Source organism: Flavobacterium cauense R2A-7 (genome assembly GCF_000498475.1).
Lineage (GTDB): Bacteria > Bacteroidota > Bacteroidia > Flavobacteriales > Flavobacteriaceae > Flavobacterium > Flavobacterium cauense.
On sequence record NZ_AVBI01000024.1, the window covers coordinates 15620 to 40766 of the forward strand.

The following is a 25147-nucleotide window of genomic DNA, read 5'->3' on the forward strand; positions in this document are numbered from 1 at the left end:
TGTTATTTAATAGCAATGATAGTTTTTCCGCCAACGGCTTTTTCGTTAAGTTTTACGTTAACTTGGGTACCTAAAGGTAAGTATAAATCTACTCTCGAACCAAATTTAATGAAACCGGCATCAGTTCCCTGTACGACCTGCATTCCTTCTTGTGCATAGTTTACAATACGACGCGCCAAGGCTCCTGCAATTTGTCGGTACAAAATTTCCCCAAAAACGCGGTTTTCTACAACTACTGTAGTTCTTTCGTTTTCCTCACTGGCTTTTGGATGCCAGGCCACTAAATATTTTCCAGGATGGTATTTGCTGAATTTTACCAATCCGTTTACCGCATAACGGGTAACGTGAACGTTAATGGGAGACATGAAAATGGAAACCATTAAACGTTTGTCTTTGAAATATTCCGGTTCAAAAACTTCTTCAATTACTACTACTTTTCCGTCAACGGGAGCAATAATATGATTGTCATTTATGGCTACCACACGTTTTGGATTTCTGAAAAACTGCAAAACCATGATTAGCATGAATAATGCAAGAATCTGAACTGCTTTTTGAAGCCAGAAAATCGGTAGGAACGCATCTGCCAAAAATACAACCGCAACTACGGCTATTGTTGTTCCTAAAATAATTTTAGCGCCCTCTTTATGAAATTGTATGAACATAATTTAAGATTTGATAAAACAAATAAAGAAATGGTATTGCAAATATAACACTATCTAAGCGATCTAAGATGCCTCCGTGTCCCGGCATGATTTTTCCGCTGTCTTTTACGCCGGCGGAACGTTTGAATTTGGATTCGATTAAATCACCGATAGTACCGAAGAACCCCACGATTAAACCGGTGCAAATCCAAACTATTGGCGAAAAGAAAGTAAAATACATGCTTAACAAATAGCTTCCAATCATGGTGAACACTAATCCTCCAATGAAGCCCTCAATAGTTTTTTTAGGGGAAATGCGTTCAAAAAGTTTATGTTTTCCAATGGATTTCCCAACTATATAAGCAAAAGTATCATTAACCCAAATCAGAATGAAAATCCCGATGATTATTTTCGGATTGAAATGTGCTCCGATGTTTGGGATTTTCATCAGTAAAACAAATGGTAAGATAATATAGCCGAATAGTGTAACGTATTTCGATTGTTGATCCGATTTTGGTTTGATTTTCTCACTGAACAAATCGACAATCAGATTTACTGAAACAAAAAGTGCTGCAAGATTCAGTAAAATATCGGTTGAAAATCGGTTTCCGTTGAAAAAAACAAAAATAATATAGCTTCCCAAAGCGAGTAGAATAGGAAGGTTTTGTTTCAGATGAATCAATTTACAGAATTCGGAAACTGTAATTAGCATGAATAGCCCAAAAAGCAGCGAAAAACTGTATTCGGAATATAAGGTTGCTGAAACAAGTAGCAAAATATAAAGTAACCCGGAAAGGGTTCTTGTTACACTTTCATGCATACTATAAGTCTTCTAAAAGAAGCAAATATAAGTTTTTAGGACAACTACCATATTGTAAAAAGTCTTCTTCTTTTGCTTTTTCAAAATATTTAAAAGTAGTGATATTGGTAGGGTATTCTTTGTCGTAGCGTTTTTTGATTTCTCGCAAACCATCACTTTTGTTTCCAATGATTTGGCTAGTAGTGGCAAGAATTACGATATGCGAAGGTAAGTCGTTTGGTTTGAACTGTCTGATCTGATTGGAAGAAAATAAAATGGAACCTTCATCGGCAATCAGATTTTCGCAGGAAGCCAATAAAAAGATTGGATTTTTCGGATTTGTGTAATTTAATTTATTTTCATCCAACAGACTAAAAAGTTTTGGTTCCATGCACATGGCCTCTTTCTCAAACCAGTCGTTTTCTTCCAATATACTTTCAAAATTATCATGGACTTCGTTTAAGTTTTCACAATACAAAAACTTACCTCCATTTTTTTTGAAGTTAAAAGTAAAAAGTTCGTCTATGGGCATTTGGGGCTCCGGATGATAAGGGCTTAATTCGCCTTCTTTATCGTCATGAGAACCTTCTGAAGCGGCACCAAAAAATTTTCTGAAAAGATTCATAAATTATATAAAATCTCGAAATTTTGCGTTTGAAAACACTCAAAGATAAAAAAATCTTAATTCAATCATACAATTGAGTTAAGATTTTTCTAAATTTTTATTAAAATAAAGTATTACATTTCTGTAATTGCTTCACTCTCTGATTTTTCGAAAGGACGCTTCCCGAAAATAGTTTCAAGGTCGTCTTTGAAAATAACTTCTTTTTCAATCAGAATATCGGCTAATTGCATTAATTTGTCGCGGTTTTCATTCAGAATGCGAATTGCTCTCTGGTATTCATTTTCGATTAAATTAGAGATTTCTTTATCAATTACCTGTGCCGTTTCTTCCGAGTACGGTTTAGAGAAATTATAATCGCTCTGACCGGATGAATCGTAATAGGTAACGTTACCTAATTTGTCGTTCAATCCGTAAACGGTTACCATTGCTCTGGCTTGTTTGGTAACTTTTTCCAAGTCACTCAAAGCACCGGTTGAAATTTTATCGAATACTACTTTTTCAGCAGCACGACCGCCCATAGTGGCACACATTTCATCCAGCATTTGCTCAGGACGAACTATTAATCGCTCTTCCGGTAAATACCAGGCTGCTCCTAAACTTTGACCGCGCGGTACAATGGTTACTTTTACCAAAGGCGCAGCATGCTCCAACATCCAGCTCACAGTGGCATGACCAGCCTCATGGATGGCAATGGCACGTTTTTCTGCCGGAGTTACAATTTTATTTTTCTTTTCTAGACCACCCACGATTCGGTCGACCGCATCAAGGAAATCTTGCTTGTCTACTGCTTTTTTACCTTTTCGGGCAGCAATTAAAGCCGATTCGTTACAAACATTGGCAATATCTGCTCCTGAGAATCCCGGAGTTTGTTTCGCTAAGAATTCGGTATCCAATTCCTCTGATTTTTTCAAAGGTTTCAAGTGTACTTCAAAAATCTCTTTACGTTCACGGATGTCCGGTAAATCCACATAAATCTGTCTGTCAAAACGTCCTGCACGCATTAAAGCTTTGTCCAATACATCGGCACGGTTGGTCGCTGCCAAAACGATTACGTGTGTATTGGTTCCGAAACCATCCATTTCGGTTAATAACTGGTTTAGCGTGTTTTCACGTTCGTCGTTTGATCCTGACATGTTGTTTTTGCCACGAGCACGACCCACAGCATCAATTTCATCAATGAAAATAATCGATGGAGATTTCTCTTTTGCCTGTTTGAATAAGTCACGTACACGCGATGCTCCAACGCCCACAAACATTTCCACGAAATCCGATCCGGAAAGGGAAAAGAATGGTACTTGCGCTTCACCGGCAACGGCTTTTGCTAATAAGGTTTTACCGGTTCCCGGAGGACCAACCAATAAGGCTCCTTTTGGAATTTTACCTCCAATTTCGGTGTATTTTTCAGGGTTTTTAAGGAATTCAACGATTTCCTGAATTTCTTCTTTGGCACCTTCTAATCCGGCAACATCTTTAAAAGTGGTTTTAACATCGGTTTTTTCGTCGAATAATTTGGCTTTCGATTTTCCGATGGAGAAAATTTGTCCGCCACCACCGCCGGCGCCACCACCAGACATTCTGCGCATCATGAAGATCCAGAATCCGATAATGATTATCAATGGAAGGAAATTGATTAAAATATCACCCCAATTGCTTTCGGGTTCTGATGAATAATCACTTAATTTTCCACTGGTACGGGCTTCGTCCAGTTTCTTTTGGAACAATTCAGTGTTACCGATGTCCAAAGTGTAATGAGGGCCAACATTTTCTTTACCTAAAATAGTTTGCTTTTCTACTTTGTCATGAGTTTTACTTTTTAAAGCCTCTTTTTTCAGATAAACTTTAGCAGTTGTTTTGTTAAAAACCACTTTGCTTACCTGACCGGAATCTAAATACTGGTAAAATTTGGACAATGAAGTAGGGCGGACTTCCTGAAAATTGGCGCCGCTGGAAACTAATTGTATTGTCACTAAAATCAATAGTATTGCTCCATAGATAATCCATGGACTTACCTTAATTTTGGTAGGATTGGGTTTTTTATCTTTTGACATGTAGTATGACTGTTAGTATTTGTTTTCGATTGTAGTGATTTTCGCATCACCCCACAAACTCTCGATGTTGTAGTATTCACGAATGTGTTTCTGGAAAACGTGAACCACAATGTTCACATAATCCATCAATACCCATTCGCCGTTTTCATTACCTTCAACGTGCCAAGGTTTGTCTTTTAATTCTTTTGAAACTACTTTTTGAATAGAGTTAACTATCGCGTTAACCTGTGTATTGGAGTTACCGTTACATATTACGAAATAATCGCACACGGTATTGTCGATTGCTCTTAAATCCAGTATATCTATATCGTTACCTTTTACGTCTTCAATTCCTTTAATGATGTTTGCCAACAGCACATCATTGTTAATCTCCTTTTTCGCCATCTATTATTTAATATGTTTTTCGCAAAGTTACCAATTTTTGTCTTTATTTTTGAACCTTAACATAAGATTAAACTTCATAAAGCAAAATTATTTCCATGAATATCATCAAACTCGATGCCACACCTTCAACAAATGACTTTTTAAAAGAGTTACTGACAAATCAGTTTGTTGAAAATTTCACAGTTGTCACTGCCGAAAACCAAACTTCAGGCAGAGGACAAATGGGTGCGAAGTGGGAAGTGGAATTCGGTAAAAACTTGACTTTTAGTGTGTTGGTTAAGGATGTGCTGACGGAAATCAACTCGATTTTTCATTTGAATGTTTTGGTAGCGGTAAGCATTATCGAAGCATTGGAACATTTTAATATTCCGAATTTAGCCATTAAATGGCCTAACGACATTTTGGCAGAGAGTAAAAAAATTGCCGGCGTTTTAATCGAAAACAGTTTGAAGAGCAATGGTGAGATTTTTTCGGTGGTAGGAATCGGACTTAACGTTAATCAGAAAAACTTTGATGAGTTACCCAAAGCGACATCACTGAGTTGTATATTAAATCATGATTTGGATAAAGAAGCAGTTATGGTTTCCGTTATTCAAAACCTGAAACGAAACGTGGCCTTGCTTCAAATTGGCGAGTACGACAAGTTTTGGCAGACCTACAATAAAAAATTATTCAAAAAAGGAATTCCGATGCCTTTCGAAGGGAATGACGGTATTCGGTTTATGGGAATCATTCAAGGTGTTTCCACTTATGGAAAACTAAAGGTTATGCTTGAGGATGATGCAGTAAAAACCTATGATATTAAAGAAATTCAGATGTTATATTAAAAAAAAAAGCTTTTAGAGATAACTAAAAGCCTTTTTTATTCCGACATGTTGAAATTATAATTTATTCATGTTTTGTGCCAGCGTTTCAATAAACTTAGTAATTGGACCTTTAATCATCATGGCCATCATTGGGTTAAAATCACCATTAAAAAGCAATTGTACTTCCGAAGTGTTTGGCGTTAACGAATTGATGTTTGCTGTTAAGGTAAACGGTAATTTATCACTGGCAGCACCCAAAACTACTTTGTTTGGAGCTACTTTGTCTTTCATTTTTAATTTAATTTCCGGCATGCCTTTCAATCCAAAGATAAAAGCATTCTCATCCAAAACCTCAAATTTGGCAATGGAATCCGGCATTAATTTTTCAAAATTCTTAACGTCTGTCAGTGATGTGAACAAATACTCAGCAGATTTTTCAACGTTAACTTTTGGGCTTTCTAAATTCATATTTTTAAATAAATCTTGTTTGTTATTTTAAACTTCCACACCCCAGGTTGACGGACTCTTACGCCATTCTTTCAAGGTATCGTACTCGTCTTCGGTGATGTATTGTTTGGCAACGGCTTCTTTTAAAAGCATGTCGTAATTACCAAGCGTGTACACTTCGATATTCGCGTCTTTGAAGTTTTTTTCTGCGATTTCAAATCCGTACGTGAAAATGGCCACCATTCCTTTAACGTTTGCTCCGGCTGCTTTTAAAGCTTCAACGGCTTGCAGGCTGCTTTTTCCAGTGCTGATCAAATCTTCTACTACCAATACGTTTTGTCCTTTCTGTAAAAAGCCTTCCACCTGATTTTCGCGGCCGTGTTTTTTTGGTTCCGGACGAACATATACGAACGGAAGCCCCATAATTTCGGCTACAAGCATCCCGATTCCGATGGCTCCGGTAGCTACTCCGGCAATTACGTCGGGTTTGCCAAATTGTTTTTCAATGTTTTTGGCAAATTCCTCACGAAGATAATTTCTAATCGGTGGAAATGAGAGGGTTATACGATTATCGCAGTAAATAGGCGATTTCCATCCAGAAGCCCATGTAAAAGGATTTTTTGGATTTAATTTAATTGCGTTTATTTGTAAAAGCAATTCGGCAGTTTTTTTAGCTGTGTCTGTGTTAAAAATCATACTACAAATGTATAAAGTTTTTGTAAACGATAAGCCTCTTTTTTTGACAAATCAAGTTGTTAAAGAAACTGATTTTCAACTTTTTCTTTTGGAAAGCGTTGATATCAAGCAAATTATTGTAAAAATGTTTCAGAATAAAATTCAAAAAGCATTTTTATACCATCCCGATGAAAAAGAAATTCTTACCAAATTAAAAGAAAAAATTCCAGCTGTAAAAGCAGGAGGAGGTTTGGTTTTTAATAAAAATGGTGAAGTTTTATTCATCTTTCGCAACGGAAAATGGGATTTGCCAAAAGGGGGAACCGAAAAAGGTGAAGTAATTGAAGAAACGGCCATTCGTGAAGTGGAAGAAGAAACCGGCGTTACCGGACTAAAAATCACGCAAAAACTACAAAAAACCTATCATGTTTTTAAACGCAACGGGCGTTACAAACTAAAAATTACGCATTGGTTTGAAATGAAAACCGATTTTGAAGGGACTCCGGTAGGTCAGGAAGACGAAGGAATCGAGAAAGTAGCCTGGCTGAAACCCGAACAAATTAAGGAAGCGCTTGGCAATTCGTATGAAAATATAAAATTGCTTTTTCAGGAAGAAAAAGTGGTTTAAAATATTTTTAAACGGTTTTATCAATAAAAAATATTGGAATATCTATTGATAATACTGTCATTTCGACGGAGGAGAAATCCCATAATCTGAATAACTTGATGCTATTTAGCTACACTGAGCTATAGTTTCTGCTTCGTTGAAATGACATACTATAATTTTCTTTCGGTTAATTCAAAAATGAAGCGGAATTAGACATTCAAAAAGTTTTAAAGTCGGCTCTATAGCCCTGATGGGAGTGTTATCCTTTTGTGAAACAAAAGATATAACGTACAGCAGGAACAAGGATTCTAAAGAAGCCCGAACCTTTCGCTCCAAAAAAACTGAACACTGCGACTGACCACTGAATACTTCATTCTGACCACTGAAAACTTTTTTCTTACCTTTGCCGTATGTATAAAAATCCCCGTTCCAATAATATTCTTCTCAATTTAGGAATTGAAAGTCTGAATGAAATGCAGGAAATGGCACAGGATGCTATTTTGAATGACCCTAATGTTTTACTGCTTTCGCCGACAGGTTCCGGAAAAACACTGGCTTTTTTGTTACCCATTTTCGAAATGTTGCAGCCGGAAGTCAATGGCGTGCAATGTCTCATTATTGTTCCTTCAAGGGAATTAGGCTTGCAGATTCAGCAGGTTTGGAAACAGATGACGGTTGATTATAAAGTAAATGTTTGTTATGGCGGACATAATATCGAAACTGAAATCAAGAATTTAAGCAATCCACCGGCGATTCTAATTGGAACTCCGGGCCGAATTGCCGATCATATTGACCGTGAAACCTTTAAAACCGATACGATTCAGACGTTGGTTTTGGACGAGTTTGACAAATCCCTGCAATTGGGTTTCCATGAGCAGATGTCATATATTATTGCACGATTACCGAAATTAAACAAGCGTGTTTTGGTTTCGGCGACTTCGGATATTGAAATTCCGAAATATACACGGGTTGTAAATCCGACCGTTTTGGATTTTGTTCCGACTGATAAAGAGAACCTGAATCTTTCCATGAATATGGTGGTTTCCAAAGAAAAAGACAAGATCGGAAGTTTGTTTCAATTGTTATGTTCTTTAAATTCGGAATCGGCAATTATTTTCTGCAACCATCGTGATGTTGCGGAACGTATTAGCGACACGTTGAATGAAAAAGGCATTTACGCTACTTATTATCACGGCGGAATGGATCAGGACGAACGCGAACGTGCTTTAATTCAGTTTCGAAACGGTAGTGTAACGTATTTGGTTACAACCGATTTGGCAGCGCGTGGTTTGGACATTCCGGAAATGAATCATGTTATCCATTATCATCTGCCTGCCAAAGAAGAGGAGTTTACCCATAGAAACGGACGAACCGCAAGGATGTTGGCTTCGGGAACGGCTTATATTATCGTACATGAAAGTGAAAAGAAAATGGAGTATATCGATTATCAAATGCCGGTTTTAAATGTGGAAAATGCCAAATCGTTACCGAAACCGCCGGAATTTAAAACGATTTACATTAGCGGTGGAAAGAAAAACAAGCTTAATAAAATTGACATTGTTGGCTTCTTTTCGCAAAAAGGAAAACTGGAAAAAGGCGATTTGGGGCTGATTGAAGTCAAAGATTTTGTTTCGTTTGCCGCAGTGAAATTCAAAAAAGTAAATGAATTGCTACGCAATATTAAAGACGAAAAAATGAAGGGCAAAAAATTCAAAATTGAAGTGGCCCGAAATGTCATTAAGAAGGAAGAAGAGAAATAGTCAGTAATAATTATAAAAAAAGGTCGCAATTTATTGCGACCTTTTTTGGTTATTTATCTGTCAGTGCGAAGTAAATCACATAGAGCCAGCTAAAAATACCATGTATAATTGCGAGTAAGATGGACTTGTTTCTGGACCATGAGGTAACAACAGCAATTACAGTACCTAATCCAACCCCTTGATTAATGATGGTTCGCTGAATGGTATCTTCTGCAAACATTGGAGTTGTCATTAAAATTAAGAAAAGTATTAAAAAGATTGTCTTTTGCATAATTAATAACGCATTACTTTGTAAACCGGATACTGCAAATGTTCTTTTTCATAGTATTTGGAATGTTTGTACACCCAGTCTAATTGGGCGTCGCCGTTTTCGGCAAACTTCTTGTCTTCCTGGCGTTTCTTTTCCAGTTCGGCTTTTAATTTCGGGTTTTCGTCTAAAATTTTCTTCGCCAAATCTTCAAAAACATAGGCCGAATAATATTCTTTCTGTTGTAAAATGGTATCGAAGAAATTCCAGTTAAAGAACGAATCGGCTGCTTCCGGTTCCAAGGTTTCCAAAAGGTATTTTACGTTTTTCTGATTGGTTTTCACCACAAAATCACCCTGACTGAATTTTACATTTTCACGGCTGGCACTAACCGAAGTATTGGAATGACCGTAATGCCCTTCAAAGGCTTCTTTTGACGTTTTATAATCGGTGATTTTATAACTTTCCACATTGATGATGGTATCCTTTTTTAACGGACTCATTTCAATTTTATTCAGTTTCAGTAAGTCGATTACTTCCCAATATTGTTTTGGTACGATGTAGGATTCCGGAATGGTGATTTCTTTTTTCGCTTTATATACTTCATAATACGGAATCATTTTGCTGAAAGGTTTCGTTCTGTCGTAATACAAACGCGGTTTTCCGGAAACTTCGCTGGGTTTGTATTTCCCTTCGTAGCCTAAAAAAGGAATCTGTTTTACCTTTGCCGAATCAATTTCCCATTGCACCGTATACTTGTTGTGCGGATAATAATTCGTTAAGTTTTCCTGACGCAGTTTTTTGATTTCAGCAGCATTTTTATCGGTATAATTTAAGGTCGACAACATGTATTCGTAGGTTACTTTGACTCTGTCGGCATATTTTTTCAGCATATGTGTTTCCACCATTGCTCCTAAAGTATTGAACATCGAAGCGTATCCAGTAGAGAAACGCGGTGTTTCCATGCTTTTTGCAAAACCTTTCTCCGGAACATCGTTATGAACGTTTACATATGGAACCGATTCGATTTTCTTTGTTTTAAGATCTTTTAGGATGGCCGGCATCATTTGTTCGTTAAAAAACGTTCCCAAATTACCGCCTAATTTCTGATAATGTGTGGCGATGTAAGTCAGTGTGTATTGGTAATCCGCACCATTACTCACATGATTGTCGATGAAAACATCCGGATTTACGATATTGAAAATCACCTGAAAACTTCTTGAATTTCTGGTGTCCGATTTGATGAAATCGCGATTCAAATCAAAATTTCTTGAATTTCCTCTGAAACCGTACGATTCCGGTCCATTCTGATTCACACGGGAAGTTGAATTTCGGTTCATGGCGCCACCAATGTTATATACCGGAATAGTAACAATAACGGTATTTTTAGGAGCTACAATTTTTCCGCTGGCCAAATCTCTCATGAAGGACATGGTAGCGTCAATTCCGTCGGTTTCTCCGGGATGTATTCCGTTGTTAATCAGCATTACGGTTTTATTTGAAGCATTTATTTGTTTGAAATCAAATACTTTATCGGCATTGAAAGTAACAATATGTAAAGGTTCGCCGTTATCGGTTGCTCCCATGGTTTTCATGGAAATCGTTTCGAAATTTTTATCAAGCATCTGATAATAATTCATGGTTTCCTGATAGGTTGCCGATTGGTTTCCGTTTCCTTTTTCGAAAGGTGTTTTTAAATCCGGTTGCTGGGCAAACAACATGGACGAGCTTAAAAGGAATATTCCTAAAATGTTCTTCATTGATGTGTTATTTTATTTTTACAGATTCGGGAACTAAAATGGTGTAATCGCCGCCATTTCGGATAACATCACGAACGATGCTGGAACTGATGTGCGAAGTATCGATAGCCGTTAAAAGAAAAACCGTTTCTATGTCTGACAACTGACGGTTGGTATGGGCAATGGCTTTTTCAAACTCGAAGTCGGCCGGATTTCTTAGTCCGCGGAGAATGAACTGCGCGTCAAGTTTATGGCAAAGATCGATGGTTAATCCTTCATAACTTACTACAGAGACTTTTGGTTCGTTTTTAAAGGAATCTTCGATGAATTTTTTACGGTCTTCCAAGGAAAACATGTATTTTTTTTCAGCGTTGATACCAATGGCGATTACAATTTCGTCAAACAAAGGTAAGGCTCTTTTGATGATGTCGTAATGACCTAAGGTAATTGGGTCGAAGGAACCTGGGAATATAGCTTTTCTCATTTTTTATTGTACTAATGCCAATTCAATAGCGTTATCAAACAATTCGGTTAATGAAATTCCGGCTTCTTTGGCTTGTTGTGGTAAAATACTTTCGGTGGTTAAGCCCGGAATTGTATTCATTTCCAGCATAAAAGGTTCTCCGTTTACGATAATGAATTCACTTCTTGAAAACCCTTTCATTTTTAAAACTTCGTAAGCTTTTTTGGAAACGGCTTCCACTTTTAGGCGGATTTCGTCTGAAATTCTTGCCGGTGTGATTTCTTTTGATTTTCCTAAATATTTAGCTTCATAGTCGAAGAAGTCATTTTCGGATACGATTTCCGTAATTGGTAAAACGGTGGTTTCGCCTTTGTAATTGATTACGCCAACAGAAACTTCGGTGCCGTCAAGGAAACTTTCGATAATGATTTCGTTGTCTTCTTTATAAGCGTTTTCAATCGCCGGAAGCAATTCTTGTTTCGATTTTACTTTCGAAATTCCGAAACTGGAACCCGATTTGTTCGGTTTCACAAACATTGGTAAACCAACGGTTTTGATAATTTCGTCTTCGTTAATTACATCGCCTTTATCCAAATAGAAAGAAGTGGCCGTTTTGATGCCATAAGGTTTTAAAACCGAAAGCATGTCGCGTTTGTTAAAGGTTAATGCCGCCTGATAATAATCGCAGGAAGTTTGCGGAATACCCAATAGTTCGAAATACGCCTGCATTAGTCCGTCTTCGCCCGGAGTTCCGTGAATCGCGTTGAAAACCACATCGAACGTAAGTTTTACTCCTGCATAGTTCACTGAAAAATCGTGACGGTTTACCGGGAATTCGTTTTCATTGTCGTCCACCATTACCCATTTTTCTTTAAAAATATGAATTCGGTAGGCATTGTATTTTGATTTATCCAAGAAGTTGTATACTACATTTCCGCTTTTTATGGAAATTTGATATTCGCTGGAATAGCCTCCCATGATGATGGCAACATTTTTCATAAATCGTACGTTATTTGATAAGTAATAGTTCTTACAAAATTATCACTATTTGTTGAAACCCACATCAAAAAATATTTTTCTTCCGATAAAAATAAAAAAGTGGGTTCCTGATGACCTTTGGCAAACAATTACTTTTCGGAAGAAACAAAAAATCTTTAGTATTTTATATCTTTGCCCAAAACCAAAACTATGAGTTGGAAAAAATTTTTAACAAGTCCTGTATTTTTTAAAAACCTCGCAATAGCGTTATTAATTGTAGCGGTAGCCGTATTTGGAGTGATGAAGTTTTTAAGTGTAGCTACAAATCACGGTGAGGAAATTCCGGTGCCGAACCTTTCTAAAATGTCCGTTGAAAAGGCAGAGGAGCGCTTAAATGATATTGATTTGGAATTGCATTTGTTGGATACAGTGGATTATAATCCGTCTTTTCCACCTTATTCTATTGTAGAACAAGATCCGTTGCCTGCTGTAACCGTGAAAGACGGACGTAAAGTGTATGTGAAAATTAATGCCGGAGGATTTACCAAAGTTGCTTTACCCGAATTAGTACAGAAAACCTACCGACAAGCATTATCTACCTTGCGTGCCTTAGGATTGGAAGAAGGCGATGTGAAATATGTGGAATACATGGCAAAGGATGTGGTTTTGGAAGTGAAACAAAACGGTAAAACTTTAAAAGCCGGAGATAAAATTTTAAAATCGTCTAAAATTGATTTTGTTTTAGGTGACGGTAAAACCGGATTCCAGGATCAGGAGATGGATAGTATTAATGCAAGTGAAAAATTAGCGCCGGTTCCGGCAGAAGAAAATGCTCAATAATCAGAATACAGATCAGGAAGAATTAGAAGACGAGTTGTATGAACATCATCGTTTTGAAGCAGGTAATGGGCAATCGCCTTTGCGTGTAGACAAGTTTTTAATGAATTTAGTGGAAAATGCCACACGAAATAAAATCCAACAAGCGGCAGCGAATGGGAATATTTTTGTGAACAACATTCCGGTAAAATCCAATTATAAAGTAAAAGCGAATGATGTGGTGCGCGTATTGTTAGAGCATCCACCCTTTGAAAATATTATAATTCCGGAAAATATTCCGTTGGATATCGTTTACGAAGACGATCAATTATTGGTAATCAACAAACCGGCTGGTTTGGTGGTTCATCCCGGTCACGGAAACTACACCGGAACTTTGGTAAATGCTTTAGCCTATCATTTTGAGAACCTTCCGATGAACAGCAGCGAACGTCCCGGACTAGTACATCGAATTGATAAAGACACTTCCGGATTGTTAGTGGTTGCCAAAACCGATCATGCGATGGCGTATCTGGCAAAACAGTTTGAAGAGAAAACTTCTGAAAGAGAATATGTTGCCCTGGTTTGGGGAAATGTCGTGGAAGAGGAGGGAACCGTAACCGGATACATCGGACGGCATATGAAAGACCGCATGCAAATGGCGTGTTATGACAATGAAGAATACGGAAAATGGGCGGTGACCCATTATAAGGTTATAGAACGGTTTGGCTATGTAACATTGGTTTCCTGTAAATTGGAAACCGGTCGTACCCACCAAATCCGTGTGCACATGAAACACATTGGGCATACCTTGTTTAATGACGAACGTTACGGCGGTCATCTGATTTTAAAAGGAACAACGTTTACCAAATACAAACAGTTTATCGACAATTGTTTTAAAACGTTGCCAAGACAAGCCTTGCACGCCAAAACTCTTGGTTTCGAACATCCAATTACAAAGGAATTCATGCGTTTCGATACCGAAATTCCTCAGGACATGAAAGAATGTATTGAAAAATGGCGTGTGTATTCGAAATCACATACGGTAGAAGAAGAAAATTAAAAAACGAATCCCTCATTTGAGGGATTTTTTTATTTGTATATGTTAAGCAATCTGTTTCAGAATTTCCCGTTCGGAGTGACTTACGTAAGCTTTGAATTTTTCATACCATTCTTTCCAGGCGGCGGCATTCATTTCTTTGGCTAAATCGGTTTCAAAATCGGCAAGAGTTTTATAAGGCGATTCGAATATCAGTCGGTAACCGGCACCGGTAAAATCGGTTAGGATTCTGCCTCCTGCAGGTTGTGTCATTAAACCGAGCCCGGCGGCTTCATCACATAGCGCTTTGGCTTCTTTGTATCGGCCAAATTGCAGATAAAATATTTCACGAACGATATACATGATTTCTGATGTTTAAATTAAACAAAAATGACTAACAAAGTTAAGAATTTATAAAATATAAGATATTGTAAATCAATTATTTAAAATTAATTTAGATGTTTTGGTTGAATTAGTAAATGAAACATTCTCGATGATACTATCTGAATTCTGAATTCAAATTTCTATTTTTGCACTACAACACAACACAACCATGTACAAACAAATTATTCGTCCGATACTTTTTTGTTTTGACCCTGAGGCGGTTCATCATTTTACCTTTTCGTTGGTCCGATTTGTAAACAAAATCCCCGGAATTTCTTCGTTAATCAAATCTCTTTATACCGTAAACGATAAGCGTTTGGAACGTGAGGTTTTCGGATTGAAATTTAAAAATCCGGTAGGATTGGCAGCCGGATTCGATAAAGATGCCAAATTGTACAAAGAGCTTTCCAATTTCGGATTCGGATTTATTGAAATCGGTACCCTTACCCCAAAAGCACAAGAAGGCAACCCTAAAAAACGATTGTTCCGTTTAAGAGAAGATTCGGCGATTGTAAACCGAATGGGTTTCAACAACGGCGGTGTCGATGAAGCAGTAAAACGACTGAATGTAAATAATGGTGTGCTTATCGGCGGAAACATCGGAAAAAATAAAGTTACTCCAAACGAAGAAGCAGTAAAGGATTATGAAATCTGTTTCGATGCTTTATACGATTACGTCGATTATTTTGTGGTGAATGTGAGTTCGCCCAATACTCCTAATTTGAGAGCCTTGCAGGATAAGGAGCCGTTGACACAATTATTACAGGCACTTCAGAATAAAAATACAACAAAGCAAAAGCAAAAACCGATTCTTCTGAAAATCGCTCCCGATTTAACCGATGAGCAATTGCTGGACATTATTGATATCGTGAAAGAAACGAAAATTGCGGGTGTAATTGCAACGAATACGACAATTTCCCGCGATGGATTAAAATCGGTGAACAAAATTGAAATGGGCGGGCTTTCCGGTAAACCTTTAACCAGACGTTCTACTGAGGTGATTCGTTTTCTTTCCGAAAAAAGCAATAAAGCCTTTCCTATTATTGGTGTGGGCGGCATTCACACAGCCGAAGATGCTATCGAAAAACTGGAAGCCGGAGCGAGCTTGGTGCAATTGTATACCGGATTTATCTATGAAGGACCGGCACTGATAAAAGCCATCAACAAAAAGATTTTAGAAAAAGCATAAAACATAGTATCTTAGCCACTCAGAACCACAAACCTTCAATGGAAAAAGTCAAAATTATCGAATGTCCGCGCGATGCCATGCAAGGCATTAAAGAGTTTATTCCATCAGATAAAAAAGTACAGTACATCCAATCGTTATTGCGTGTTGGCTTTGATACCATTGATTTTGGGAGTTTTGTTTCCGCGAAAGCGATACCGCAAATGCAAGATACGGCTGAAGTTTTGGCAAAATTGGATTTGTCGCAAACCCAAAGTAAGTTATTGGCCATTATTGCCAATACCCAAGGTGCTGAAAATGCCTCAATTCATCCGGAAATTCAGTATTTGGGTTTTCCTTTTTCGATTTCTGAGAATTTCCAGATGCGAAACACCCACAAAACCATTGCCGAATCATTGGTAACGTTGCAGGAAATCTTAAACATTGCTGATAAGACCAATAAAGAAGTGGTGACTTATATTTCCATGGGCTTCGGAAATCCGTATGGCGATCCGTGGAATGTGGATATAGTAGGCGAGTGGACCGAAAAACTGGCCAATATGGGCGTTAAAATTCTGTCACTTTCTGATACTGTTGGCAGTTCTACACCTGAAGTTATCGATTATTTGTTTTCCAATTTGATTCCGAAATACCCAAATGTCGAGTTTGGTGCACATTTGCATACCACGCCGGAAAAATGGTTTGAAAAAGTAGATGCAGCTTACAAAGCAGGCTGTCGTCGTTTTGACGGGGCGATTCAGGGCTTTGGTGGCTGCCCGATGGCCAAAGACGATTTAACCGGAAACATGCCAACCGAAAAAATGTTGTCTTATTTCACGACCGTAAAAGCCGATTCCAATTTGAGTCCGATGAGTTTTGAAAGTGCCTATAACGAAGCCTTGAAAATCTTTACCGTATATCATTAATCCCAGTTTAACATCTCTTTGTGTTTTAGGCCTTTGTCAGTCTAAATAAAAATGCTTACATTTGCATGCAATTCAACTACAAATTGCAACATGAAAGCACACACAGCTAAAATTATCGGAGAAGGTCTAACCTACGATGATGTTCTCTTAGTTCCCAATTATTCTGAAATACTTCCTCGTGAAGTCAGCATTAAAACGAAATTTTCAAAAAACATTACTTTAAACGTTCCAATTGTCTCAGCTGCAATGGATACCGTTACCGAAAGTTCTATGGCAATTGCTATGGCTCAGGAAGGTGGAATTGGTGTTTTGCATAAAAATATGACCATTGAGCAACAAGCTGCCAAAGTGCGCAAAGTAAAACGTGCCGAAAGCGGAATGATTCTTGATCCGGTTACCTTACCTTTAACAGCAACGGTTGGTGATGCCAAACAAGCGATGCGTGAATTCGGTATCGGAGGAATTCCGGTAGTAGACGACAATCAAATCTTAAAAGGTATTGTCACCAATCGCGATTTACGTTTTGAAAAAAACAACACGCGCGATATTACCGAAGTAATGACTTCAGAAAAATTGGTAACTGCTCCGGAAGGAACAACTTTAGCGACTGCCGAAGAAATTCTTCAGGAAAATAAAATCGAAAAATTACCGGTGGTGAATGCTGATAACAAGTTAATCGGATTAATCACTTTCAGAGATATTACAAAACTTACCCAAAAGCCTAATGCCAATAAGGATAAATTCGGACGTTTGCGTGTAGCTGCTGCTTTAGGTGTTACAGCCGATGCAGTAGAAAGAGCAACCGCTTTGGTTAATGCCGGGGTTGATGCTGTTATTATCGATACGGCGCACGGTCATACTAAAGGTGTGGTAGATGTTTTGAAACAGGTAAAAGCAAAATTCCCAGATTTAGACGTAGTGGTTGGTAACATCGCTACTCCGGAAGCTGCTTTATATTTAGCAGAAAATGGTGCTGATGCGGTGAAAGTAGGAATCGGACCAGGTTCTATCTGTACGACTCGTGTAGTGGCTGGTGTTGGTTTTCCTCAGTTTTCAGCGGTATTGGAAGTAGCTGCTGCTTTAAAAGGCACAGGTGTTCCGGTAATTGCCGATGGAGGAATTCGTTACACAGGTGATATTCCGAAAGCAATTGCTGCCGGTGCGGATTGTGTGATGTTGGGTTCCTTATTAGCAGGAACGATGGAATCTCCGGGAGAAACCATCATTTTCGAAGGAAGAAAGTTCAAATCTTACCGCGGAATGGGCTCTGTGGAAGCCATGAAAGAAGGTTCAAAAGACCGTTATTTCCAAGATGTGGAAGACGATGTGAAGAAACTGGTTCCGGAAGGAATTGTTGGTCGTGTACCGTACAAAGGGGAATTAAACGAAAGCATGCTGCAATTCATTGGCGGACTTCGTGCCGGAATGGGTTACTGTGGTGCCAAAGACATTCAAACACTTCAGGAAACGGGTCGTTTCGTTAGAATCACTGCCAGTGGAATCGGAGAAAGTCATCCGCACAATGTGACGATTACTAAAGAAGCTCCAAATTATTCAAGATAGTTTAGTGTTCAGATAACAAAAAAGGGATGAGTTTTAAACTTATCCCTTTTTTGTTTTTAATTTGTTGTATTAACTTCTGCTTAAACTGGTTAATAGTTTTTTATCACCAACAACCCAAAGAATATCGCCTTGTTCCAGTATCAGATGCGAATCGGGATTAAGCATGCGTCGGCCTTCTCGTTCGATACCTACCACCAAACCGTTAGTTTTTTCCCGAATTTGAGATTCCCGGATACTTTTTCCGATAAACGATTCGTTTTTCAGTTCCAAATGTTGTAAAACGATATCGGATTCGGTTACATTTTCTTCCGGTTCAATTTCGTTCTGATCGAGGTATTTTTTGAATTTCTTTACTTGAAAGTCGGTTCCGATAACACAGATCTCATCACCCGGAAACAAACGTTCGTTTCTGCTGGGTACATTTATCATGATTTCACCTCGTTTGATAAAAGCGATATTAATCCCGATTTTCTCCCGCATACGGAGTTCTTCCAGTGTTTTTCCAATCAAATTGGATTCCGCAACAATATCAAATGTTGCCATGTGTCCGTCCCAAGGCGTCAGGTCTTTTCGTGTTTTTTGTTCTTTCGCAATTTCCCGATCGTTGAGGTTACTCAAGAAGTGACGTTCAATACGATGGTATCGGGCGTGCAATTGTTTCGGAAACAGGAAATAGGCTGTCAGCGCGATGATTAAAGCGATGAAAGCAATTCCGGGCGAAAAGAAATTGTTCAGGATGAATCCGATGAAAAACAATCCGAGTGCCATTCGGAAGAAAATCAGCAGTACGATCGGACCGCGGTGTTTTCGGTTTTCGAATAATTCACTGACTTCGTTTACAGCAATTCGTCGTAACGAAAGCGCCCAAAGGAAAGGCGAAAGCAGTACCAAGGTTATTAAGGCGGCAATACCGTGACCAAATTTGGATCCTTCCACCAACGGTAAAATATATTTGGATGACAGTAATACAATGGCCATGATGATGATGGAGTGAATTACAATCTGAAAAAGATACGCTCTTAAAGCCACCTGCCAGGTGCTGACCGTTTTAATAGCTTCAGTATTGGCACTGTAATTGGCAATGGCCCGTACCCATTTTCGGGGTAATTTTTTTTCGAGAAAAACAGCAGTAGGTGCGCCCAATTTTACCATATAAGGTGTTGTAAATGCAGTAATGGCCGAAACAGCCACGATGGTTGGGTATAAGAAATCGCTGGTTACGTTTAAAGACATGCCTAACGTAGCAATGATAAAGGAAAATTCGCCAATCTGAGACAAACTCATCCCGGCCTGAACCGATTGTTTTAAAGGTTGCCCGGAAAGTAGTGATCCAACCGAAGCACTGATGGATTGTCCAAAAATAACGACTAAGGTTAGGATTGCAACCGGAATGGCATGTTCGATTAAGGCATCCGGATTAATCAGCATCCCTACGGATACAAAGAAAACGGCACCGAATAAGTCTTTTACAGGTTTTACGAGATGTTCAATATGTTCGGCCTGTGTCGTTTCTGCAATGATGGAACCCATGATGAAAGCCCCTAATGCCGGTGAAAATCCAACATTAGCCGCTAAAATTACCATAACCAAACATAAAGCAATGGCCAGTATCAGGAGCATTTCGTCGGTAAGAAGATCTTTGGCTTTTTTTAATAGGGTCGGGATGAAGAAAATACCACCTATAAACCAAATCGTTAAAAAGAAAACCAATTTTAAAACCGACATTACCAATTCACTTCCCGAGAATTGCTGACTTACAGCAACGGTAGACAGTAGTACCATCATCAAAATAGCCATGATGTCCTGAACAATCAGTGCACCAATAACATTTCCGGCAAATTTTTGAGTTTTCACTCCCAGTTCGTCAAAAGCTTTTAAGATGATTGTTGTGGAAGAAACGGATATAATTACCCCTAAAAAGAGACTGTCCATTTTATGCCAACCCATTAACTGTCCCACACAAAAACCCAGAACAACCATGGTGACAATTTGGGTTATGGCTGTTACAGAAGCCGTTCCGCCCACTTTTACTAGCTTTTTGAAACTGAATTCGAGTCCGAGACTAAACAGTAAAAAGATTACCCCGATTTCTGCCCAAACCTCGACACTATGGGTATCTTTTACCGATGGAAAAAAATCAAAATGATTTCCCGCTAAAAATCCGGCAATCAGATAGCCTAAAACCAAAGGTTGTTTTAATTTTCGGAAAATAAGTACCGCAATTCCCGCGGTCATAAGAATTAACCCCAAATCACTGATTAAGGGTTGCAGATGGGAGGTAGTGGCTTGTGCGGCAACAGTTAAAAGCATAGGCGTGTAAAATTTTGAATATTGAAAATGTACTATGGCGTAAAATAGAAAAAAAAGCCCGTTTTTTCAAGTTTTAACGTTGAAAAGGGTCTTTTTTAAGATGAATTTATGAAAATTGGAGTGTTTTTGTTAAAATTATTATTTCGATTAAGTGAGGTTTAATATGTTCTGAGCGCCATTTATTACGTTGGTGAGCGTATTTTAATGCGTCAACAACCTCTTTTAATACATCAGCAACGCCATTTAATACGTCAGGTAACGTATTAAAACTAAATTGCAAAAAAAAAAAAATCCGCAACTGAAATTGTTGCGGATTGTACTTTATATGTTGATGGAATTAAATCCCCAAATAATTACTTGGCGTAATCTTCAACAGCTCGGCTTTAATTTCATCGGAAACATTTAAAGTACCAATGAAATTATGAATCGCTTCTTTGTTGATTACCGTGTTGGTTCGCGTTAATTCTTTTAGTGCTTCGTATGGATTCGGATAGGCTTCGCGACGTAAAATCGTTTGGATCGCTTCAGCAACTACTGCCCAATTTCTTTCCAGATCTTCTGCGAATTTGTCTTCGTTTAAAAGCAATTTGTTCAATCCTTTCAAAGTAGCTTCAAAAGCGATTAAGGTGTGTCCCATCGGAACACCGATATTTCTTAAAACGGTACTGTCGGTCAAATCACGTTGTAATCTGGATACCGGTAATTTTGCTGATAGATGTTCGAAAATCGCATTAGCAATACCTAAGTTACCTTCCGAGTTTTCAAAATCGATTGGGTTAACTTTGTGAGGCATTGCTGACGATCCGATTTCTCCTGCTTTGATTTTCTGTTTGAAATAATCCATGGAAACATACGTCCAAATGTCTCGGTCTAAATCAATTAAGATGGTATTGATACGTTTCAAGGTATCAAAAAACGCTGCAAAATGATCGTAATGTTCGATTTGAGTCGTAGGGAAAGAGTGGTGTAAGCCTAAAATTTCCTCCACGAAATCGTTTCCGAATTTTCTCCAGTCGTTATTAGGATAAGCCACTACGTGTGCGTTGTAGTTTCCGGTTGCACCCCCGAATTTCGCAGCAAACGGTACGTTGAACAACAAACGCATTTGCTCTTCCAAACGTTCTACGAAAACCTGAATTTCTTTTCCTAAACGGGTAGGAGAAGCCGGTTGTCCGTGTGTACGTGCTAACATTGGAATGTCCTTCCATTCGATGCTTAATTCTTTCAGTTTGGAAACCACACTGATTAAGCCCGGTAAATATACTTTTTCAAACGCTTCTTTGGTAGAAAGTGGAATCGCGGTATTGTTGATGTCTTGAGAAGTCAGTCCGAAGTGGATGAATTCTTTGTATTGTTGCAATCCTAACTTGTCGAAAGCCGCTTTGATGAAATATTCCACCGCTTTCACATCATGATTGGTCGTTTTTTCGGTTTCTTTTATCCAAAGGGCATCTTCTGTGGAGAAGTTCTCATACATTTTGCGCAATTCCGGATATACTTTTTTATCAACACCTGAAAGTTGCGGTAACGGCAATTCGCAAAGGGCGATAAAATATTCCACTTCCACCAAAACACGGTAACGGATTAAGGCTTCTTCGGAAAAATATTGGGATAAGGAAACAGTTTTATTTCTATAACGACCGTCGATAGGTGAAATAGCGTTCAATTCAGTTAGTTGCATGTTTGTTGTGTTGTTTTTAAGAAAGCGCAAAGATAGGATAATTAGTTAATTTGGAAATTAGATAATTTGAAAATTATTGTTTTTACAACCGTCCTTTCACGAATTCCATTCCTTCGCTCGCGCTCATTGGGATAACTTCTAATGGATTGGGTAAATCGTAAATCGTGGCGGGTTTTAAATCGATGTAATACACCGGAACCTGTTGTTTGGCGTAATTCATAAGTCCGGCGGCGGGATAAACCTGTAGTGATGTTCCGATGACGATGAGGTAATCAGCGGTTTCTACGATTTCTATGGCTTCGTCAATAGCGGGAACGGCTTCGCCAAACCAAACAATGTGGGGGCGGAGTTGGTGGCCGTGTTTGTCGGTATCACCCAGATTTAAATCGGTTTTCCAGTCGAGAATGTGGTTTTCGTTGGCAATACTTCGTACTTTTAACAACTCGCCATGTAAGTGTAGAACTTTTGTACTTCCGGCGCGTTCGTGTAAATCATCTACGTTTTGGGTGATTACGTGAATGTCGAATTGGTCTTCCATTTCGGCGATGATTTCGTGTCCGCGGTTGGGTTGTACCTCGAAAAGTTGCGCGCGGCGTTTGTTGTAGAAATCCAGAACCAATTCCGGATTTTTGTTCCAACCGATGGGAGAGGCGACTTCCATAATGTCATGCCCTTCCCAAAGTCCGTCAGCATCGCGGAAGGTTTTAATGCCACTTTCGGCACTCATGCCGGCACCGGAAAGGATAACGAGTTTCTTTTTCATTTTTTTAAAACCAAATAAAGTAGTCAGAATATGATAACAGATACAAAAAGGACGTCTCAATAGCCCCGATGGGAGTGGCATCCTTTTTTGGTGACTGAGGCTCTCGAAGTCACCAAAAAAGATAAAACGGACAGCGGGAAAATGGATTCCAAATAGGCCCAAGCCATTCGCTCCTCAAAAAAAAACTACACTTTTCCTAACGTATACAATTGTTCCATGGTTGGCGTGGCGCTTCCACCTTCCGGTTCTAAGGTGATTCCGAAAGCTTCGGCTTCTGCGGTATTGTCGACTTTATACATTTTGGTGGTTGAAGCAGTAGCTTTTTCCAACAAACCGATACTGGTTGGGGTTAACGGATTCATTTTTAGTGCCCAAACCTGATAAACCATTCCCTGAGGGGCTTCCGGTAAGTCTTGGGCATCAATATACACTTCCTGAGTGGCTTTGTTCCAGTATACTTTTGCAGTGGCGCCCGGCATAGCGGCTTGTCCTTCGAGCATTACAATTGTATTGTTTTTGTCCCTAAGAATCTCCATCATGCTTTCGGTTGCTTTGTTTTTGTTTTCCAGCGTTACAATGGTTTTCTGCATTTTGTCGAAATCGGATTTGTTTTTTTCGATTTCCTTATTGATAATGCCATTCATCTGATTGTTCATTTGCAGATACATAAAGGCGGCACCCAAAAGAATAACCACCGAAGCTGCCCAACCTATGTACTGTGACCAGTTGGTTTTGGTTTTCATTTGGATAATTTTAGGATCGTTGCCAAGTAATTCAGCGCGGATTTTATCATAGGTTTCGGCTGAAATGTTTGGGGAAACACTGTGCGACAGGTTAATCACGGCTTGTTCAATTGCGGCAATTTCTGTTCGGATGGCAGGATTGTCTGCGGCCATTTGTTGTACTTCAAGTCTTTCTTCTTCGGAGAGTTTTCCGAAAACATAAAGTTCTAAAATACCACTTTCTATATATTCTCTGCTGTTCATTATACTTTCAATAGGTTTCTTAATTCGTTGATGCAGTTTCTGTTTTGTGTTTTTACGGTGCCCAGCGGAATTTCGAGTTCATCCGAAACTTCCTGTTGTGTGTAGCCTTTAAAAAACAGTAAATCGATTAACTGAATGCACTTGGGTTTTAATTTTTTGACAAACTCCTGAATACCAATGGTGTCAATCTTGTTGTTGGTTTTCGAAGGATCGTCAAGGATATGTACGAAATTATCAGCCGATAAGTTTTTCTGATTGTTGTTAAAGTTTTTCGAACGCAATTTATCGATAGCGGTATTGCGTGCGATGTTGAGAATCCAAGTGAAAAACCGTCCTTTACTTTCGTTGTAGGAATCGATGTTTTTCCAGATTTTTACGAATGTGTCCTGAAGTACGTCTTCGGCTTCTTCTTTGTCTTTGATAAGGTTGAAAATTACACCAAAAAGGCTCTTGGCATACATATCATACAAAAGTGTGAAAGCTTTGTCGTCTTTTTTATAAATTTGCGGCAATAGTTCTTCTTGTGTCATGCGTAGGAATTAACTCCGACTAAAATACTAAACAATATCCAAAAATCCCATATTTTTAATGGAAAACCTGTTATCTGACCCCGATTATCTGAATTATTTGGAAGATTTTATCACGCCAAGCCGTAAAGAGCGTTTTTTTGAAGTTCTTAAAAACCGAACCAAGCATTTCACGGTGGCTATTGAAGATGTGTATCAGTTGCATAATACGAGTGCGGTGATGCGCAGTTGTGAAGTGTTCGGCATACAGGAATTGCATGTGGTGGAACAGCGATACGGTAAAAAAATTGACAAGGAAATTGCGTTGGGTGCCGAAAAATGGGTGGATATTCATCGATTCAATTCCAATCAGGATTGTATTGACGACTTGAAAGCGAGAGGATATCAAATAATTGCAACCACGCCGCACGAAAATGATTGTATGCTGGAGGATTTTGACATTAGTAAACCCTCGGCCATCTTTTTTGGTACCGAAAGATATGGTTTGTCAGATGAAGTGTTGCAACAGGCAGACGGGTTTTTGAAAATCCCGATGTTTGGTTTTACGGAGAGTTTGAACATTTCGGTTTCGGCAGCGATTATACTTCAACACATTTCTTCCCGTTTGCGACATTCGGATATCGATTGGCAGCTTACCGAAGCAGAATTGTTTGAAAAACGTATCGATTGGACCCGTAAATCAATCAAGGATATCGAGTATATTACTAAGAAGTATTTGGAGAAGGTTGCAGGTAGCAGGTAACAGTGTTTAGAAGACAGTAGTCAGTATTT

26 protein-coding genes are annotated in these 25147 nt (G+C 38.6%); 9 read left to right on the forward strand and 17 right to left on the reverse strand.

Going from position 1 to position 25147, the window contains the following annotated elements; genetic code table 11:
* Positions 1-2: 2 nt before the first annotated feature.
* From FCR2A7T_RS13405 to rsfS, 5 genes are all read right to left on the reverse strand, one after another.
* Positions 3-662 carry a phosphatidylserine decarboxylase family protein gene (locus tag FCR2A7T_RS13405; RefSeq protein ID WP_035118678.1) on the reverse strand — a complete coding sequence of 220 codons (660 nt, stop codon included), beginning with the start codon at positions 660-662 and terminating at the stop codon, positions 3-5.
* Positions 643-1461, reverse strand: a complete 819-nt coding sequence (locus tag FCR2A7T_RS13410; protein WP_023571842.1) for a phosphatidate cytidylyltransferase — start codon at positions 1459-1461, stop codon at positions 643-645. Before FCR2A7T_RS13410 ends, FCR2A7T_RS13405 begins: the two co-directional genes overlap by 20 nt.
* Before the next feature lies 1 nt (position 1462).
* Positions 1463-2065 carry a hypothetical protein gene (locus FCR2A7T_RS13415; protein WP_023571843.1) on the reverse strand — a complete coding sequence of 201 codons (603 nt, stop codon included), beginning with the start codon at positions 2063-2065 and terminating at the stop codon, positions 1463-1465.
* Between the two features lie 113 nt (positions 2066-2178).
* Positions 2179-4113 carry an ATP-dependent zinc metalloprotease FtsH gene (gene ftsH / locus FCR2A7T_RS13420; protein WP_023571844.1) on the reverse strand — a complete coding sequence of 645 codons (1935 nt, stop codon included), beginning with the start codon at positions 4111-4113 and terminating at the stop codon, positions 2179-2181.
* Between the two features lie 12 nt (positions 4114-4125).
* Positions 4126-4497, reverse strand: coding sequence for a ribosome silencing factor (rsfS, locus tag FCR2A7T_RS13425; protein ID WP_023571845.1), 372 nt, complete (start codon positions 4495-4497; stop codon positions 4126-4128).
* Between the two features lie 95 nt (positions 4498-4592).
* On the opposite strand from rsfS, the gene FCR2A7T_RS13430 reads away from it, so the two are divergent.
* Positions 4593-5324 carry a biotin--[acetyl-CoA-carboxylase] ligase gene (locus FCR2A7T_RS13430; protein ID WP_023571846.1) on the forward strand — a complete coding sequence of 244 codons (732 nt, stop codon included), beginning with the start codon at positions 4593-4595 and terminating at the stop codon, positions 5322-5324.
* A 54-nt stretch (positions 5325-5378) separates the two neighbouring features.
* Here FCR2A7T_RS13430 and FCR2A7T_RS13435 read toward each other — a convergent pair whose 3' ends face one another.
* Positions 5379-5771 carry a hypothetical protein gene (locus tag FCR2A7T_RS13435; protein ID WP_023571847.1) on the reverse strand — a complete coding sequence of 131 codons (393 nt, stop codon included), beginning with the start codon at positions 5769-5771 and terminating at the stop codon, positions 5379-5381.
* Positions 5772-5798: 27 nt separating this feature from the next.
* Positions 5799-6446: an orotate phosphoribosyltransferase gene (gene pyrE / locus FCR2A7T_RS13440; protein ID WP_023571848.1), complete on the reverse strand. Its 648-nt coding sequence runs from the start codon at positions 6444-6446 to the stop codon at positions 5799-5801.
* 7 nt (positions 6447-6453) lie between these two features.
* Between pyrE and FCR2A7T_RS13445 the strand changes: the two genes are divergently transcribed.
* Together FCR2A7T_RS13445 and FCR2A7T_RS13450 are read left to right on the forward strand one after the other, a co-directional pair.
* Positions 6454-7053: an NUDIX hydrolase gene (locus tag FCR2A7T_RS13445; RefSeq protein ID WP_023571849.1), complete on the forward strand. Its 600-nt coding sequence runs from the start codon at positions 6454-6456 to the stop codon at positions 7051-7053.
* A gap of 389 nt (positions 7054-7442) precedes the next feature.
* The gene (locus tag FCR2A7T_RS13450; protein WP_023571850.1) at positions 7443-8792 is read left to right on the forward strand and encodes a DEAD/DEAH box helicase; all 1350 of its coding nucleotides are present in this window, start codon (positions 7443-7445) and stop codon (positions 8790-8792) included.
* A 49-nt stretch (positions 8793-8841) separates the two neighbouring features.
* Here the strand turns inward: FCR2A7T_RS13450 and FCR2A7T_RS13455 are convergent, their stop codons facing one another.
* From FCR2A7T_RS13455 to FCR2A7T_RS13470, 4 genes are read right to left on the reverse strand one after another with little or no spacing between them, the layout of a single operon-like run.
* Positions 8842-9063, reverse strand: a complete 222-nt coding sequence (locus FCR2A7T_RS13455) for a hypothetical protein (RefSeq protein WP_035118683.1) — start codon at positions 9061-9063, stop codon at positions 8842-8844.
* A gap of 2 nt (positions 9064-9065) precedes the next feature.
* A complete protein-coding gene (locus FCR2A7T_RS13460) occupies positions 9066-10799 on the reverse strand; it encodes a M14 family zinc carboxypeptidase (RefSeq protein WP_023571852.1) in 1734 nt (577 codons plus the stop codon).
* Between the two features lie 7 nt (positions 10800-10806).
* Positions 10807-11262 (reverse strand): pantetheine-phosphate adenylyltransferase, encoded by a 456-nt coding sequence (gene coaD, locus FCR2A7T_RS13465; RefSeq protein ID WP_023571853.1) that lies wholly within the window; start codon positions 11260-11262, stop codon positions 10807-10809.
* 3 nt (positions 11263-11265) lie between these two features.
* Positions 11266-12240 (reverse strand): D-alanine--D-alanine ligase, encoded by a 975-nt coding sequence (locus tag FCR2A7T_RS13470; RefSeq protein ID WP_023571854.1) that lies wholly within the window; start codon positions 12238-12240, stop codon positions 11266-11268.
* 189 nt (positions 12241-12429) lie between these two features.
* Here FCR2A7T_RS13470 and FCR2A7T_RS13475 point away from each other — a divergent pair, with 189 nt between their 5' ends.
* Together FCR2A7T_RS13475 and FCR2A7T_RS13480 are read left to right on the forward strand one after the other, a co-directional pair.
* Positions 12430-13059: a PASTA domain-containing protein gene (locus tag FCR2A7T_RS13475; RefSeq protein ID WP_023571855.1), complete on the forward strand. Its 630-nt coding sequence runs from the start codon at positions 12430-12432 to the stop codon at positions 13057-13059.
* The gene (locus FCR2A7T_RS13480; protein WP_035118687.1) at positions 13049-14095 is read left to right on the forward strand and encodes an RluA family pseudouridine synthase; all 1047 of its coding nucleotides are present in this window, start codon (positions 13049-13051) and stop codon (positions 14093-14095) included. Before FCR2A7T_RS13475 ends, FCR2A7T_RS13480 begins: the two co-directional genes overlap by 11 nt.
* 42 nt (positions 14096-14137) lie before the next feature.
* Here the strand turns inward: FCR2A7T_RS13480 and FCR2A7T_RS13485 are convergent, their stop codons facing one another.
* Positions 14138-14434: a hypothetical protein gene (locus FCR2A7T_RS13485; protein ID WP_023571857.1), complete on the reverse strand. Its 297-nt coding sequence runs from the start codon at positions 14432-14434 to the stop codon at positions 14138-14140.
* A gap of 190 nt (positions 14435-14624) precedes the next feature.
* On the opposite strand from FCR2A7T_RS13485, the gene FCR2A7T_RS13490 reads away from it, so the two are divergent.
* The 3 genes from FCR2A7T_RS13490 (at position 14625) to guaB (ending at position 18109) form a co-directional block, all read left to right on the forward strand.
* Positions 14625-15644, forward strand: a complete 1020-nt coding sequence (locus FCR2A7T_RS13490; RefSeq protein ID WP_023571858.1) for a quinone-dependent dihydroorotate dehydrogenase — start codon at positions 14625-14627, stop codon at positions 15642-15644.
* A gap of 38 nt (positions 15645-15682) precedes the next feature.
* Entirely contained in the window at positions 15683-16546 is an 864-nt protein-coding gene (locus FCR2A7T_RS13495; protein ID WP_023571859.1) for a hydroxymethylglutaryl-CoA lyase, read from the forward strand.
* Between the two features lie 90 nt (positions 16547-16636).
* Positions 16637-18109: an IMP dehydrogenase gene (gene guaB / locus FCR2A7T_RS13500; RefSeq protein WP_023571860.1), complete on the forward strand. Its 1473-nt coding sequence runs from the start codon at positions 16637-16639 to the stop codon at positions 18107-18109.
* A gap of 69 nt (positions 18110-18178) precedes the next feature.
* On the opposite strand, the gene FCR2A7T_RS13505 is transcribed toward guaB, so the two are convergent.
* The 5 genes from FCR2A7T_RS13505 to FCR2A7T_RS13525 all read right to left on the reverse strand — a co-directional run bounded on the left by FCR2A7T_RS13505 (position 18179) and on the right by FCR2A7T_RS13525 (position 24379).
* Positions 18179-20419 (reverse strand): cation:proton antiporter domain-containing protein, encoded by a 2241-nt coding sequence (locus FCR2A7T_RS13505; RefSeq protein WP_023571861.1) that lies wholly within the window; start codon positions 20417-20419, stop codon positions 18179-18181.
* 337 nt (positions 20420-20756) lie between these two features.
* The gene (gene purB / locus FCR2A7T_RS13510; RefSeq protein ID WP_023571862.1) at positions 20757-22100 is read right to left on the reverse strand and encodes an adenylosuccinate lyase; all 1344 of its coding nucleotides are present in this window, start codon (positions 22098-22100) and stop codon (positions 20757-20759) included.
* Positions 22101-22182: 82 nt separating this feature from the next.
* Positions 22183-22863: an SIR2 family NAD-dependent protein deacylase gene (locus tag FCR2A7T_RS13515; RefSeq protein WP_035118690.1), complete on the reverse strand. Its 681-nt coding sequence runs from the start codon at positions 22861-22863 to the stop codon at positions 22183-22185.
* A 185-nt stretch (positions 22864-23048) separates the two neighbouring features.
* On the reverse strand, positions 23049-23849 hold the full coding sequence (locus FCR2A7T_RS13520; RefSeq protein WP_035118693.1) for an anti-sigma factor: 801 nt from the start codon (positions 23847-23849) through the stop codon (positions 23049-23051).
* A complete protein-coding gene (locus FCR2A7T_RS13525) occupies positions 23849-24379 on the reverse strand; it encodes an RNA polymerase sigma factor (RefSeq protein WP_023571864.1) in 531 nt (176 codons plus the stop codon). The genes FCR2A7T_RS13520 and FCR2A7T_RS13525 overlap by 1 nt, the downstream gene beginning before the upstream one ends.
* 58 nt (positions 24380-24437) lie before the next feature.
* On the opposite strand from FCR2A7T_RS13525, the gene FCR2A7T_RS13530 reads away from it, so the two are divergent.
* Positions 24438-25118, forward strand: coding sequence for a TrmH family RNA methyltransferase (locus FCR2A7T_RS13530; RefSeq protein ID WP_023571865.1), 681 nt, complete (start codon positions 24438-24440; stop codon positions 25116-25118).
* Positions 25119-25147 lie beyond the last annotated feature (29 nt).

Bases quoted from the DNA above. Each gene is read 5' to 3' on its own strand.
- FCR2A7T_RS13405 (WP_035118678.1), bottom strand. From the start codon at position 662: ATGTTCATACAATTTCATAAAGAGGGCGCTAAAATTATTTTAGGAACA.
- FCR2A7T_RS13410 (WP_023571842.1), bottom strand. From the start codon at position 1,461: ATGCATGAAAGTGTAACAAGAACCCTTTCCGGGTTACTTTATATTTTG.
- FCR2A7T_RS13415 (WP_023571843.1), bottom strand. From the start codon at position 2,065: ATGAATCTTTTCAGAAAATTTTTTGGTGCCGCTTCAGAAGGTTCTCAT.
- ftsH (WP_023571844.1), bottom strand. From the start codon at position 4,113: ATGTCAAAAGATAAAAAACCCAATCCTACCAAAATTAAGGTAAGTCCA.
- rsfS (WP_023571845.1), bottom strand. From the start codon at position 4,497: ATGGCGAAAAAGGAGATTAACAATGATGTGCTGTTGGCAAACATCATT.
- FCR2A7T_RS13430 (WP_023571846.1), top strand. From the start codon at position 4,593: ATGAATATCATCAAACTCGATGCCACACCTTCAACAAATGACTTTTTA.
- FCR2A7T_RS13435 (WP_023571847.1), bottom strand. From the start codon at position 5,771: ATGAATTTAGAAAGCCCAAAAGTTAACGTTGAAAAATCTGCTGAGTAT.
- pyrE (WP_023571848.1), bottom strand. From the start codon at position 6,446: ATGATTTTTAACACAGACACAGCTAAAAAAACTGCCGAATTGCTTTTA.
- FCR2A7T_RS13445 (WP_023571849.1), top strand. From the start codon at position 6,454: ATGTATAAAGTTTTTGTAAACGATAAGCCTCTTTTTTTGACAAATCAA.
- FCR2A7T_RS13450 (WP_023571850.1), top strand. From the start codon at position 7,443: ATGTATAAAAATCCCCGTTCCAATAATATTCTTCTCAATTTAGGAATT.
- FCR2A7T_RS13455 (WP_035118683.1), bottom strand. From the start codon at position 9,063: ATGCAAAAGACAATCTTTTTAATACTTTTCTTAATTTTAATGACAACT.
- FCR2A7T_RS13460 (WP_023571852.1), bottom strand. From the start codon at position 10,799: ATGAAGAACATTTTAGGAATATTCCTTTTAAGCTCGTCCATGTTGTTT.
- coaD (WP_023571853.1), bottom strand. From the start codon at position 11,262: ATGAGAAAAGCTATATTCCCAGGTTCCTTCGACCCAATTACCTTAGGT.
- FCR2A7T_RS13470 (WP_023571854.1), bottom strand. From the start codon at position 12,240: ATGAAAAATGTTGCCATCATCATGGGAGGCTATTCCAGCGAATATCAA.
- FCR2A7T_RS13475 (WP_023571855.1), top strand. From the start codon at position 12,430: ATGAGTTGGAAAAAATTTTTAACAAGTCCTGTATTTTTTAAAAACCTC.
- FCR2A7T_RS13480 (WP_035118687.1), top strand. From the start codon at position 13,049: ATGCTCAATAATCAGAATACAGATCAGGAAGAATTAGAAGACGAGTTG.
- FCR2A7T_RS13485 (WP_023571857.1), bottom strand. From the start codon at position 14,434: ATGTATATCGTTCGTGAAATATTTTATCTGCAATTTGGCCGATACAAA.
- FCR2A7T_RS13490 (WP_023571858.1), top strand. From the start codon at position 14,625: ATGTACAAACAAATTATTCGTCCGATACTTTTTTGTTTTGACCCTGAG.
- FCR2A7T_RS13495 (WP_023571859.1), top strand. From the start codon at position 15,683: ATGGAAAAAGTCAAAATTATCGAATGTCCGCGCGATGCCATGCAAGGC.
- guaB (WP_023571860.1), top strand. From the start codon at position 16,637: ATGAAAGCACACACAGCTAAAATTATCGGAGAAGGTCTAACCTACGAT.
- FCR2A7T_RS13505 (WP_023571861.1), bottom strand. From the start codon at position 20,419: ATGCTTTTAACTGTTGCCGCACAAGCCACTACCTCCCATCTGCAACCC.
- purB (WP_023571862.1), bottom strand. From the start codon at position 22,100: ATGCAACTAACTGAATTGAACGCTATTTCACCTATCGACGGTCGTTAT.
- FCR2A7T_RS13515 (WP_035118690.1), bottom strand. From the start codon at position 22,863: ATGAAAAAGAAACTCGTTATCCTTTCCGGTGCCGGCATGAGTGCCGAA.
- FCR2A7T_RS13520 (WP_035118693.1), bottom strand. From the start codon at position 23,849: ATGAACAGCAGAGAATATATAGAAAGTGGTATTTTAGAACTTTATGTT.
- FCR2A7T_RS13525 (WP_023571864.1), bottom strand. From the start codon at position 24,379: ATGACACAAGAAGAACTATTGCCGCAAATTTATAAAAAAGACGACAAA.
- FCR2A7T_RS13530 (WP_023571865.1), top strand. From the start codon at position 24,438: ATGGAAAACCTGTTATCTGACCCCGATTATCTGAATTATTTGGAAGAT.